General features: G+C 68.0%; 7 protein-coding genes. 1 reads left to right on the top strand and 6 read right to left on the bottom strand.

Translation table 11 applies throughout. The features are described from left to right. Positions 1-27: 27 nt before the first annotated feature. Entirely contained in the window at positions 28-219 is a 192-nt protein-coding gene (locus ACZ60Q_RS20725) for a DUF397 domain-containing protein (protein ID WP_469636427.1), read from the bottom strand. Further along, on the bottom strand, positions 219-1,064 hold the full coding sequence (locus ACZ60Q_RS20720) for a helix-turn-helix domain-containing protein (RefSeq protein ID WP_469636424.1): 846 nt from the start codon (positions 1,062-1,064) through the stop codon (positions 219-221). The genes ACZ60Q_RS20725 and ACZ60Q_RS20720 overlap by 1 nt, the downstream gene beginning before the upstream one ends. A 196-nt stretch (positions 1,065-1,260) precedes the next feature. Here ACZ60Q_RS20720 and ACZ60Q_RS20715 point away from each other — a divergent pair, with 196 nt between their 5' ends. Further along, positions 1,261-1,923, top strand: coding sequence for an ATP-binding protein (locus ACZ60Q_RS20715; protein WP_469636421.1), 663 nt, complete (start codon positions 1,261-1,263; stop codon positions 1,921-1,923). A gap of 8 nt (positions 1,924-1,931) precedes the next feature. On the opposite strand, the gene drmB is transcribed toward ACZ60Q_RS20715, so the two are convergent. Genes drmB through ACZ60Q_RS20695 form a run of 4 tightly spaced genes read right to left on the bottom strand, consistent with a single transcriptional unit; the run spans position 1,932 to position 13,709 of the window. Continuing rightward, a complete protein-coding gene (gene drmB / locus ACZ60Q_RS20710; protein ID WP_469636418.1) occupies positions 1,932-3,776 on the bottom strand; it encodes a DrmB family protein in 1,845 nt (614 codons plus the stop codon). Then, entirely contained in the window at positions 3,773-7,030 is a 3,258-nt protein-coding gene (locus ACZ60Q_RS20705; RefSeq protein ID WP_469636415.1) for a helicase-related protein, read from the bottom strand. Before ACZ60Q_RS20705 ends, drmB begins: the two co-directional genes overlap by 4 nt. Beyond that, a complete protein-coding gene (locus tag ACZ60Q_RS20700; protein ID WP_469636412.1) occupies positions 7,027-8,940 on the bottom strand; it encodes a UvrD-helicase domain-containing protein in 1,914 nt (637 codons plus the stop codon). Before ACZ60Q_RS20700 ends, ACZ60Q_RS20705 begins: the two co-directional genes overlap by 4 nt. Continuing rightward, entirely contained in the window at positions 8,937-13,709 is a 4,773-nt protein-coding gene (locus ACZ60Q_RS20695; RefSeq protein WP_469636409.1) for a DEAD/DEAH box helicase, read from the bottom strand. Before ACZ60Q_RS20695 ends, ACZ60Q_RS20700 begins: the two co-directional genes overlap by 4 nt. Positions 13,710-13,812 lie beyond the last annotated feature (103 nt).

The raw sequence follows: 13,812 nt of genomic DNA, 5'->3' as shown, positions 1-13,812 counted from the left end.
CGCGGACAGGCGCAACCTCTCGCCGGACTACGGCCTCCGCATCCCCATGCCGGCGACGAACCCGGCCCAGGCCGCGCGGGAGACGAATATGCGGGGGCCCACGGGCCTCTTCGAGTCGCGTACTCCCACGGTCGTGGACAGGTCGGCGACTTCCACACACTCCGTGCCGCTGCCCCCGCTGTACGTGGACTTGAACCACCGACCGACGCCGTGAACCATCAGAACTCCCCGCTTACGTGACTCAGGAGCGCGGCAGACCGCTCGATGTCCAGAGCCTGCGCGCGCAGGTACTCGAACGCCAACTTATAGCGTTCCAGTTCTGCGGGCTTCTCCATGAAGAGACCGCCCCCGATGATGTCCACGTACACGACATCGAGTTCGGGCGCCGGACCGCCGAGCACGACGAAGCTGCCCACGGCCGCCGCGTGTGCACCCGCCTCGAAGGGCAGGATCTGCACGGTGACGTGGGGGCGTCGGGTCTGTTCGAGAAGGTGGTGCAACTGCGCGCGCATGGTGTCGCGGCCACCCACGGCGCGGCGGATCACCGCTTCGTCGACCACCGCCCAGAGGTGGGGAGGCTCAGACCGTTCGAGCAGCTCCTGCCGCTTCATGCGGATGTCCACCATGTGCCGGATCTCCTCGTCCGTGCACCGTATTTCGGACGCACGGTGCACGGCTTCGGCGTAGGCACGTGTCTGGAGCAGCCCGGGGACGTACATACAGGCGTAGTGGTCCTCGCTGACCACCTCGTCCTCCAGGGTCAGCATGAGGTTCATGGACTCGGGGACGGGGTCCGCGAGCGAACGCCACCAGCCCTGGATCCGTGCGCCCTTGGCCAGCTCGACGAGTGAGCGGCGCTCCTCGTCCGTGGTGCCGTACTCGCGGCACAGCGCGTCCACGGCCGGCCATTTGACCGCGCCCTCCTTCCTCTCGTAGCGACTCAGGGTCGCTTTGGAGATGCCGACCAAGGCCCCGGCCTCCTCCAGGGTGAGGCCCTTGCGCTCACGCAGGCGGCGCAGGTCCGCGCCGAGTTGGCGCCTGCGGGTGGTGGGTCCGACTGTCATGGCTGTGGTTCCTCACGTCGACGCTTCAGAGCGTGCACGGCTGATCGTTGTCCGGGCAAGCCGGCGCGCGCTGGGGGCGTGCGGCACGAGGAGTGCTTCCGAGGAGGTTGGATGAGAGTTCCACAATGAGAGTTTCACTGACACTGTTCTCTTGCGGACGGTCACTGCTGGTGAACCGAGTTGATCGAGAGTGGTGATGGACGTGGACGGCTGTTGCTTCGGTGTGTTGCGCAAGGCGTGGGAGATGCCTTTCCTGGCGGAGCCCACGGAGTTGGCAGGGCTGAGGAACGCGGTCAGGTATCGGCTGGGTCTCTGGGGTCTGGCCGGTGCCGTCGCGGATGCCCAGCTCTGCACCTCGGAGTTGGTGGCGAACGTTATCAAGCACGTGGGATGCGGCACGCCCACTCGCCTCGCCGTGTCCATGAGCGGCAGCCGCCTGCGTATCGAGGTGAGCGACCCGGATGCGCGGAGTGTCCCCGTCCTCGTCACGAGGGCGGACGGGGAGGAACACGGGCGTGGACTGGTTCTTGTGGACGCGCTCGCCGATCGCTGGGGTGTTGTCCTTCGGGCTGATTCGAAAGTCACCTGGTGCGAACTGGCCACAGGTCTGCGGTCGTCGGTCGACCATGTGGACGGGCCCGAAGTGGCCAGGGCAGAGGCGCTGCTCGGGCTTCTCGGGCTGTCCGCGCGGGACAAGGATGCCCATCGGGTGCCGTTGACCGTGGCGCACGCGGAGGAGGTCGCCATCGACGTGATCGCGGACCTCCTCCACTGGCTCCGGGCCCATGGCTGTGATCCGGACGGGGCCCTTGATCGCGCACAGGCACACTTCGAGGCGGAGCTGCCCGAAGCCGTGTGATGGTCTGCTCAGGAACCCAGCAGGTCACTGAAGAATCCGATCGACGGATCTTCCGGCGTGCCGACGAGGAGAGCACGGTCGAGCAGACCGTTGTTGTGCTCGCAACTCGTCTCCGGCAGCAGCACGCAGGCATGGCAGGCCGCCATGTTGATGCCACCGACACCGCTGCCCTCCGACTCGACGCACAGGGGATCTGCCGAACACCAACGTGCCCTGTCCAGCGCCGCGTCCAAGGAACGGCGGAGACGCTCGGGTTCGCCCTGCGCGACCAGGCCCCCCAGGCTGCCCGCGGAGTCGCTCGTCGCGGTACAGATGAGGATTCCGGCCATGGCGTCACTGGTGTACAGCCGTTCCCGCAGCGAGGCTGCCGGGTAGCCGCCGTCCAGGCTCCACTCGTTGATCAGAGCGTGCGCCAGAGTATGGAGAAGAATCATGCGGGGGGAGGCCGGCGAGTCGGGCACGGAGTCCGGATCCTGCGCGCGTTCGCGCGTCATGCGAGCGTGGTTGTTCCGGATGCGATCGGCACGCGCCGCCACGGCGACGCTCCGGGCCCAGTCGTCCAGTCGTTCTTCGTCGAGCCGGAGGAAGACGCCCTCGCCCTGGACCTCCATCGCGGGCAGCCAGTCGAGTTCCTTCAGGGACAGGGCCGCCTCGTGCACGTCCGCGCGGGTGTCCGGGGTGTCGACCCGCGAGAACGCCTTCAGCGCACGCACTTCCCGCAGCCGCTTCACCAGCATCGGACCCGTGACTCCGTACGGGGCCAGCACGGTCGGAGAGGAACGAGGCGGCTCGCAGACGAACCGGTCCTCGTGACCGGACTTTTTCTCGGGCTGCCCCGCGATCAGGCGTTCGTATTCCTGCTTCCGCAACGCGACGAAGGCACTGTCCACGGAGGCGTCGCCGTCGGCGTCCGCGTCCTCCTGATTCTCCGCTTCGAGCAGGGCGATGACTCTTTCGGGCGAGAACTCGTACGGCTTCTTCAGAGTGAGGGCCTTGAGGAAGCCGCAGATGCCGTGCTCGTCGCCCGCCTCGTACATCTCGCGCAGATCATCCATGTGGTCTTCGAGCCGGGTGAAGTGCTCGTCGCTCCACGGCGGGATCGACAACGCCGTTCGCACGATCGGCTGCCAGGCGACGGACGAACCGCGCTGCAGCGTGCGCGGCCTCTCCGAGCAGGGATCGGTCGGAGCGTCCTTCAACCAGGGCCGCTTGCCGCTGCAGAACACCTTCAGATCCGACAGGGCCGTTCCGCTGAACGCGCCTTCCATCGATACCTCGGGCACTCCGCAGGTGCAGGAGATCAGGACCGACCGGAGGGAGGCGGTCTTTCCGCTCGTACGCAGCCGCATCGCTCCGCCGCACAGACCCGTCTCGCCCTCCTGCCGGTTCTTGCGGTGCACCCACTTCCAGTACGGGAAGTCGTCGATGTGGCCCTTCGCGCAGGCCATGACGAAGCGTGAGGGTACGAGATCCTCCTCGCAGTCACCGCATTCGTTCTTGCCCGGGGGGGAGTTGAACTGCCTTACGTGTTGGAGGGCCTGGCACTTCAGGCAGGAATGCCACAAAGGGAATCGGCGGACGTGCACACCATCCTTGCTCGTGTCGTCCGATGCCGGTGGGAGGCGGAACGATTTCACCCCGAGGACCCGGGCCAAGCGGTGCTCGTGGATGGTGGGTGCGTCGCTGATGTTCCAGGAGTCGGTTCCGGCCACTATGAACGATTCGTTGTCCACAGCGACCATCGACCCGACGCCGTAGGTCGTGATCATCTGGGCGCGCCGGACGGAACCGCGACGGGGATAGCTGCGCTCCGGTGCTCCGGTCCGGCGGCGTCGGGCGGGGGGCGGGGTCATCGGGTTGCCTCCATGAACAGACCGGACTCGGCATCGACATCGCGCAGACTCCAGAGCGTCTGCCAGGCGCTCTCGTCGGGGTCTTCGTCGTCGAACGCGCACAGCAGCGAGGTTGTCCGCTTGCCTCGCTTCGGCTCGTAGAGCAGACCGCCCCGGGATGCCGCCAGATCGGACCACCACTCGACGAACTCGTCGTAGGCGTCTGCCGTAGCGTCGTACTCCTCCTTGTCGACCTTCTCGACCCGAGCCAGCAGTGTGGTCCGCACGATCCGGTCCAGCTCGTCGCGGAACTCGTCGATCCTTCCCGCACCGTCGTTCGGACGGGCCGTGGGGATCAGGATCCGGGCGAGCGCGACGACGACGGCGTGAAGGCCCCGTTCGCGGGAGCGGGAGGAGAACGGCGTCACACTGGTCGACTCCACCTCGCGGTACAGCGCCGAGTGGAAGTGCTGGAAGCTCTCGTAGTGCGAACGGTCCCTGGAGCGATTCGAGTTGAGCATCACGGCCACCAGGCCGGGGTGGCGGCGGCCCACCCGACTGGTCGCCTGGATGTACTCGGCCGTGGTCTGCGGCTGCCCCATGACGGCCATCAGGCCGAGTCGGTCCACATCGACGCCGACCGAGATCATGTTCGTGGCGAGAAGAACGTCCACGGCATCGGGGTGCCCCAGCCGCTGTTCCACCTGCTTCAGGCGCTTCGGAACCTCGCTGGAGTTGGCGCGGCTCGTCAACTCGGTCTGTTCCAGGATCTTTCGCCGTACGCTGCCGTCACGGTCTGCCAGGTAGCCGAGGTGCGCTTCGACGTCGTCGTGGACCTGCAGCTCGGCCGCGGCCAACAGCCTGAGGCTGTTGAAGTATCCGACGAGCGTCCAGTAGGCGTCACGGACCTTTCCGTCTTCCCCGCCCTGCGCGGCCCGGTGGAGCAGGTTGGCGTACGTACGGATGAGCAGCGTGGACTGGCTCGTGCTTGGCGTCAGCAGGCCGACATACTGCCTGCTCGCCTTGCGGTCGCCGGGCGTCTCCACGGCGAACCACGAGTCCCTGGCGTCGATGCCCGCCGGCGGGAACTGGGCGACCTCGCGGGCGAACAGACTGTTGCCCTGCTCGGATGCCCGACGGATCGTCGCCGTCGACGCGATGATCTTCGGTTCGTTCGCGAGCAGGTCCACCGCCGTCTCGTACAGCCCGGTGAGCGTTCCGAGCGGCCCTGAGATGAGATGCAGCTCGTCCTGGACGATCAGCTCCGGAGGAGGCGTTTCGTCCTCGCGGTCACGGTTGAACAGCGCGGCGGTCTGTTCGCGCCATGGCATGGCAGCGAACTTGTCGACGGTCGCGATCACCAGCGTCGGGCGCGCGTCGTAGACGGCCTCGTCGATCAGGTGGACCGGCAGCCCGTCGCGGAAGTCGCACCACGTGTCGGGGCAGCGGACGTGCATCCGCTTCGCCTCCTCGTCGACCTCGTACTGGAACGCGTCGATGCGTGTGCCGCACCAAGGACATGCGTGCAGTTGGACCGGGTTCTTCTCCTGAAGTTCCTTCTCCTTCCGGAGCTCCACGAGGCTCTCCTCGGCGACCGACAGCTTGTTCGGTGTGGCGGACTGGCCCACCCACATGCCGATGGAGATGGGTTCCGTCCCCAGCGTCCGTTCGTCACCGAGACGAATGCGCTCCATGGCGCAGATCAGGGACGCGGCACGTTCGAACTGCTGCAGGGTGAGCAGTCGCAGGGTGTAGCGCATCAGCACGGTCACGCCCCCGCCACGCTCCCTGAGCCGCATGCGGCGCAGGAAGGTTGTGAAGGCGATCAGACCGAGATACGCCTCGGTCTTGCCACCACCGGTGGGGAACCAGAGGAGGTCTGCGATGCGGCGGTCGTCGTGCTCCGGGTCCACGATCCCTTCGAGGCAGAGGAGCACGAAGGAGATCTGGAACGGTCGCCACCGACTCGCGGACGTGTCCGGTTCGCCCACCCGGCCGTTCTTCACCCACTCACTGCGGCCTCGCTGCTGGGACATCGCACGGTTGGCGAGACGGAACGCCCGCATCGCTTCGCTGTCCGTACCGAGGACCCTGATACCTCGACGTATGCGGGCCAGTGCCGCTCGGCAGTGCTCGATCTGCTTCCGTGCCGGAGCCTCGTGCGGGGTGCCCCGGAAGGCCCCTGCCTCAGCCTCCTTGCGGTCGATCCACTCCGCATACCCTGCCATCAGGTCGTTGAGCGCGGCCAGGACCTCGTTCTCGGGACGGGTCGCCAGGCCCTCCATGGTGAGGGCCGAGTCATCGATGTCGGGGTTGGAGTCGGTGAGCAGCACATCGTGCGCCGGGACGAACTCGGTGCGTACGGTGGTGATCGCCGCGCGTCCGATGTTCGGGTCACCGATCGGGGGCGGTGTCCATTCCCAGTCCGCCGAGCAGCCGTGGCCGATGGCGAAGGTCGGCGCGTGCCGGTGCAGCAGTCGACTTGTGGCGACCTCCGGGTCGATCACCGTACGTTCGGAAGGGCGGTCGACCAGGCCGGGCGCACCGGACTCGGTGGTCACGGTCAGGCGGGGCTGGTAGAGGCAGAACGCGTCCTGGAGGGCGTACTTGCCCACGCGATGCGTGTTGATCAGCGTGATCGTCACGGTGACCGTACCGCTCCCGTGGGCCTTCGGCCGGACGACGACGTCCAACGCCGGGCCGTCGATCGTTTCGTCCGGCGTCCTGCCCTGACGAATGTCGTCCAGCCGATAGCGACAGGGCACGGTCACATCGACAGTCACGGGGCGCACGGACAGCTCGCGCCGACGCCACCGCTCCTTCTGCTCGGACACCGTCCGGGCCTCGGCCCGCTCGGCGGCCACCGGGCGCCCCTCGGCGTCGACCGGATCGTAGGCCGCGACGTCCGTGTGCACGAGAAGTCGGGGAGCGATCGTCGGGTCCACGGCGAACGTCAGCCCCATGGACGAGGGGCGTCGGTCGCCTGCACGGGCCGTACCGAGTTCGGGCAGCGGGTCTTCGATGTCCCGACCCCTCCGCACGAGCGGAGCGTCGTCGAGTCCGTCGTTCTCGGCTGCGTCCTCCTGGAGCGCCCGCCCGGACTCGAGATCGGAGGCCCTCGGGAACAACACCCCTATCGGATAGGTGGTGATCGGCGGATCCTGGGTCAGGACCTCGTCGGCGGAGCCCGGGCCGAGCAGGTCCCTGCGGAGCTGCTCGACGAGACCTTCCCGGAGCGCGTAGTGGGCGGCGTGCGTGCTGGTCCCGTCCGTCATCCGACAATGCCTTCCTGCGTGTTCCTTGCGGCGCGCCTGTAGCGCCCGAGCCCTGACATGCGGGGCACCGTCCAGGTGCCGTGGTCGCCCAGCCCGGCGCGAGCACCGGACGCGGTACTGCCCGCGACGCTCTCCAGACAGTCGACCCGGAAGCCGGTGATCTCCACCGGCCAGTTGATCTCCCACGTCTTGTTGATCTTCAGGGAGGTGTGGAGGTCCTTGCGGAACCGCTCCGAGACGACGGAGATCGCGCGATCCCCGTGGAAGACGGTGTACGGAGGGCTCTGGTCGGCGGCCATGGCCATCTCGTGCTGAGGGCGGAGCGTCAGTACATCACCCGGCGAGACCGACGACGCCAGGTAGTCCTGCACGGCTGCCGCGTCGTCGACGAAGCCGTCCGTGCCGGGCGGGTGCTCCCGACACACGTCCTGCCCGCCGGCGACGATGCCGTCGCGGATGTACGGCTTCCACCCGCCGATGTACCACCGGTCGGTCACCCGGTCCCGGCGCACGAGTGCCGTGTCCGGTGCCACGATGCGGAACAGGTCGTCCCGGGCGCGGGTCATCGCGACGTACAGCGAACGAGCCTCGGCCGCCGGGTCCACGTGGCTGTGCTGCTTGCGCAGCTCCGCGGTGGTGGCCGGTTCGACCACGATCACCCGATCGAACTCGAGTCCCTTGGCACGGTGCACGGTCGACACCACCAGGCCCGAGGGTTCCACGGCCGCCAGGTCGTCGGGGAAACGTCCCTCCGCCACCAGCCTCCGCACTGCCGAGACATCCATCAGCCCTCTGGGTGCGCGGGCGGCGCCCCGTAGGGAGCGCCACATCCTCGCAGGGTCGCCGACGGGAGCGGTCGGACCGGCGGCGAGCAGTTCCAGGAAGCGCGCCTCGGTCAATGTGGTACTACCGGTGCCCCGCAGCACAGAGCTGACCCAGGCCGGGATAGGTCGGTCCTGCAACGCACGCTGGATCCGGTGCGGCACAGCGAGGGAGAACAACTTCTCGGACAGGACCAGAGCCTGGCGGTTGTCCCTGCAGAGAATGGCGCAGGTGCCCGGGTAGCCGCGGAGTGACTCGACGGTCGACCGCTCCTCCAGAGGGCTGAGATCGGGGCACGATCGCAGGAGGTCGGTCAGCTGCCGATGGAACTTCTCGCCAGCCGCGTCGGATTCGGCGGGTTCCGACGGCAGCCTCTTGAGCGCGCCGCCGAGAGCGAGCGCCGTGCGCGCTTCCCTGGTCCGGGCCCGGAAGCTGGTGGTGAGGTGCAGTTCGACCAGATCGTCCGGATAGGAGGCCCGCAACCAGTCGAAGAAGTAGTTGGTCTCCGCGGCACGGGCATCCTGGTCGGAGACCTGAAAGCCGAAGATGGCCTGGGCACCGTCCCCCACCACCGTGAAGCCGCAGTTTTCCTGGAAGCGGTCGAGCAGCGTCTCGACCATGTCCCGGCGGTCACCCACCAGGTCCTGGACCTCGTCGATCACCACGTGGGCGGGGGTGCCCTGTTCGCTCCCCTCGACCGCGCCCCGGAGAACGGCCTCGGTCGTCTCCCTGATCCGCTCGTCGAAGCGCAGCGCACCCCAATCCCGATCGGGTTGCTCTGCGCGCAGCACCGAGTACGCCCAGGAGTCGAATGTCTGCACCCGGACCCGACGTGCCTCCCGGGCGTGCAGCGCGATGCGCTCGCGCAGCTCGCGGACCGCCGCGCGCGAGAAGCTGAGCACCAGGATCTCACCAGCCTCCAGCGCGTCGTCCTCGTGCCCCATCAGGGCGTCGAGCCGGCGGACCAGCGTGTGTGTCTTGCCCGCGCCCGCGCCGGCAGTGACCAGCAGCCGGGCGTCCCAGGGCTGCTCGACCACGGCCCGCTGTTCCTCGGTCAATGGCGGGCTGTCGTGGTACGCGTCGGTCACTTGGCCCTCCACAGGTGCTCGAACTGCGTGAAGGCGAGCGCCTTGCCGTAGTTGGTGATGTTGTCCCGGACATTGAGGATCAAGCAGGTCTCCTTGCCCCCGTTGCCGGGACCGCGCAGACCGCGACCGATCATCTGCTGGTAGACGTTCGGACTGTAGGTGGGGCGGGCGACGACCACGGCCCGGGTGGCCGGAGCATCGAACCCCTGCGTCAGGACACCGTAGTTCGTGAGGACACGCACGCGACCGCGACGGAAGTCGTCGATGCTCTTCCTGCGCTCGCCCGCCGAGGTGGCCGAGTCCACCGAAGCGGCGGTGATGTCCCGGTCCTTGAGCTTCGCGGCGAGGAATTTGGCGTGAGCCACCGAGGTGGCGAACACCAGGACGGGCCAGTCGGCGGGCATCGCGCCGATCTCCTCCAGGATGCGCTTGTTGCGGTCGTGGTCGTCGGCGAGACGCTGCTCGGCGGCCTTCGACAGCAGGCTCATCTGGTCGGCCCGCTCCTTCTCGTCGTTGGTCAGCTCGATGGTGCCGCCGAGGAGTTCCCGGTGATCGACCTTGGCCAGCATGCCGAGTTCCTGCAGTTCCCCGTAGGCGTCACCCGTCGGGAAGACACCGTCGTCGAGGCGCTGTCCACCGAAGCGTTGGACCAGGCGTCGGGTCTCCGCGTCGTTCGTGTTGCGGAACGGGGTCGCGGTGAGCCCCAGCAGATGGCGACCCGTATCCCTAGCGGTCAGGCCGAGTTGCTCGAGGATCTTCGTGTACTGGGGCGAGATGGCGACATGCGCCTCGTCGACGATGACCAGACTCGCCTGCCGGAGCCAGGCGTATCCCTCGGTGTCGAGGCAGTTCCGGAGCTTCGCGTCCGTCGCGACCACGAGGTGCGGGCGATCGCTCACCGGACCCGCTTCGTTGGTGGTCCACAGCCTGCTGATGGTGAGCGGGCTCTCCGCGCCGACCTTCGACCAGACGAAGCTCCAGCTCTGGACGGCCTGCTCGCAGAGCTCCTCGGTCTGGGCGATCCAGAGGATGGGACCGTCCAGCTCTCCGACGGACTTGACCCAGCGGATCACGGCCTCTGCCGCCACCCGGGTCTTCCCCGCGCCGGTGGGCAGCGACAGCATCCCGCGCTGCGGTGCGAACCGGTCGAGCATCGCGAAGACCTTCGCCGCGAGGCGCTCCTGGTAGTCGTGCAGACGGGGAAACTCGGTGGGCCCCGGAATCTCGATCCTCGGCGGCAGTGATGGAGTCCTGGTGCCGGCGAAGGAGTCGGGGAATCCGAAGTCGGAGACGAACTTCACCGCGGGCGAGGAGCCGGTGAAGCCGGACGGGGCATGACTCGGATAGGCGGCCAGCAGATCACGGGTGTGCATCTGCAGAACGCCGTCCCCGTGGGCGTTGTACGCCATCCGCGCGATCCGGCGGGCCGACGGCTCGACGTCCCCCAACTCCGCGCGCTCGCTCTCCAGAAGGCCGGGCGGCAGACCCGCCCGGAGCGCGGCTTCGCCGATGAGCAGTTCCAGCTTCCCCTCGACGCTCTCCGCTTCCCGGACCCGGCGCAGGGCCGCCTGGAGCTGCTGGTCGGCCTCCTGCCGCTCCTGGGCGTCGAGGACTGCCCGGCATCCCGCTTCCTTCAGCCCCCAGCGCAGCTCGCGGTCGACCGCCACGAGGGCAGCGAGCCGGCCCGTGGGTTCGAGGACGAGCACGGTGTTGTCCTGGAGCGCGCTCTTGAGGGGTGTGGACCGGGTGCCCTGGGGGGTACGGGTCACCTCCTCCAGCTCGGAGCAGGGCTGCAACCGGTAGTTGTTGACGGCATTTCCCATCCGCTGGCGGAGTGTGGGGAACTCGTCGTGCAGAAGTGTGGGCTCGCCGATACCCACATGCCGCGTCTCCTTGCTGACGACGTCGCTGTATCGCAGCATGCCCCACGTCTTGACGAGCAGGGCGGCGTCCTCGTCACTGCCCGCGAGCAGCGCCGGAATCTGCTCCGCACGCAGCGTGCGGTACTCCGCCTCGGAGGCCGCGACGGCGATCTTGTCGTCCTCCCGCGCGGACCACTCCGAACCGATCCGGCAACGGGTGAGCTCTCCCTCGGGGAAGTCGACCCCCAGCCGGGTCAGCATCACGTACGTACGCCCCACGAAAGTGTCGTCGTCGCTGGAGCCGAGCTGTTCGAGCAGGCGGGCCCACTGCTTCGCCGGAACGTCCTCCACCAGCGTGGGCAGGTGAAGCTTGCGGGCCTTCTCGGCGCTGATGTCCGCGACGGGCAGGACATCGGCGTACGCGTGCAGCTGAGGACCCACGGCGTCGGAGACCGGGACGACGCCCTGCGAGGTGGGGACCCGGCCGAGCCGTACCAGCATCCAACGCAGCGGGGAGTAGACGGGCTTGCGTGTGGACACCTGGGTGCCGAACTGCATGGTCCAGGTATCGATGACGCTCCCGTCGGGCAGCGCCTTCACGAAGGCCGCCCGCCCCTCGTCCGACAGGAGCTCCAGGAGGTGCAACGGCCCGCCGACAGGAGAGCCCTCCAGTTTGAGCCTGGTGAGACTCGGACGTGACGCGTTGCTGCTCAATGTCCGGCAGTAGCTGTCGTAGATCGCAGTCGAGTACTCGCCGAACCATGCCTCGTCCGCAGACGGACGGTGACCGGCTGTCGGAGCCGCACGCAGGCCGAACTCGTGGAAGACCATCCGGTCGTCGGAGTGGAAGTCCAGGTCCACGGCGACGGACCGGTCCCGGCTCCCGTCGGGGGGCACGACCTGCCCGGGCAGGAGGCAGTCGCGCATGCGGTGGAAGCGCCCGTCCACGGTGCGGACCGACAGCGTCGCCATCGGGTCGGGCACGCGGGCGATCACCTCGCCGCTCACCTGGCTGCCGCCCGCGCTGTGGAACAGCTCCCAGAAACGTGCCCAGTCCTGCGGACCGTAGCCGGTGAATCCCTGCTCCAGAACACCGATGAAGCGTCCTCGGGAATCGGCCTCCCGAATGCCGATGGTGTTGAGGTCCTGGATGAGCGACTCGTCCTCGGACAGAGCGGGATCCACGTACGTCGTACCGTCCCGCAGTCCGTCCTGGACGGCCCTGCGGAAGACCTTGCCCACCACGGCGGGCACCAACCCGCTCTCCTCGGTCAACACGATGCGGGCCGCGCGGGCCTGGTCCGCGAAGGGCGACCCTTCGCGGACCATCGCGGCGAAGATGCGGATCGCGACGGCGGAGGCCTCGGCCGTACCGTCCGAGACCAGGGCCTCCAACCACTCCCGAACGGTCGCCCGCCCCTGCCTCGTCTGCTCCAGAATGTGCCCCACTTTGCCGGCACGGAACTCGGCGGCCTCCACGGAGGGGTGGACCCAGTCCGTCGGACGCCCGGGGTAGGCGTTCCACCTCCGGAGCCAGTCGAGCTTGAGCGGTGTCTTGCCCACCGGCGCGGGATGGACGCGCAACTCGAGGGGAACCCGAAGGACGCCATCCTGGTCGGGAAGGGAAGGGAGTTCGGCGGTCAGCTTCCAGATCTGTTCGGTCAGATACTTGTCGGCCCAGTTGAGAGTCTCCGACTCCCTCGTCCGACCGGGGAGCAGGGGGAGATACGCGCCGGGGTCCTCGGCCGGAGCCAGCTGCGGCAGTGATCCGACGACCAGCTTCGCCGCGACCTGGATGATCTCCTCGTTGAACGGGCTGGAGTCCAGAAGGTTCTGTCTGTCCTCATTTGTCTTCCAGGCTCCGTTCAGAATGCCTGCCAGGGTCATCGGGTACTTGGTCGGGAAGAACGACCAGAATTCCCCCCGCCCCCTGGGGGTGGTCAGGACCGTGTCACCGGTGTATTCGGGTACGGCCCACGAGACGTCGATCGTCACCCGGTCGTGCATCTCGCCCGCGCCGGCCCGTGCCCGGTCGGAGGGCCGGTGGGAATGGGTGAACACCTTCCAGGTGGCGTGGGACTCCGGCTTGCCTGTACGGGCCTCGTGGACCGTGTGCACGACGCCCTCGTGCTCGACCGTGATCTCCCGCCGGATCTGCGGCATGGCTCGTCGGTCTTCCAGAACCACCGCGCCCACGTGGTGGGAGAACAACTGGAAGCGTGCCGGGAACTCCCGCTGCGCCTCGTGGCTACCGGCGGCCGCGTGGATGTCGTGCCGGAGTCGATCGGCCGCCCCGGGCAGGAGGGGAAGGCGTACCACGGTCGTGGCCCAGCCGAGCAGTTCGTGGAGGACCGGGTCGGTCGAGCGCTCCTTCGCGGCGTCCAGGGGGCGCGCCATGCGTAGGACGGGGGCCTCGAAATCGGCGTCCACCGGGTCCCCGCCGGCCTTTCGGATCTCCTCGCGCGACCAGGCCCGGTCGAATCCGAATGCCCCCGATGTGCTGAAGAACTGAGGGGTGTCGGTGACGGCGAGGACCGATTTCACCCCGACGCCGAAGCGGCCGATCTGACCTCCGCGCTTCTTCGAAACGCTCATGCGGAGAATGGTCTCGGCGCCTTCTGCCGTGACTTCCTTGCCCTCGTTCGCGCAGTACAGATGGGTCGGGGTGAGGACGACGTGCACCTTCCCGCCCGGGGAGTGCGCGATCTCGTCCGCGGCGTTCTGGACGAGCTCGAACAATTGGCGGTCCCCGTAACCGCCTTGAGTGATTCGCCGTTCGCCGTTGGCATGCTCAAGAATCAACCCCGGATCGATCCGATACGCCGCCAGCATGCGCGCCGACTGGTCGATGATCGTCCGGATGACGGAGGTCCCGCCCGAACTGTCCGTCACGTAGGGGTGGTTCAAAGTCTTCCAATCCGTGGCTGTGAGCTGAACGCGGGTGGAGCCGGGGCCGGCGGCAGCGGGGGATGCGGCCTGCCCCGACTCCACGATAGGAGTTCCGGGTCCG

This window comes from Streptomyces sp. NPDC104313 (genome assembly GCF_055583985.1).
Note: the sequence above shows the minus strand (reverse complement) of the source record. Positions and strands in the feature narration are given on the sequence as shown.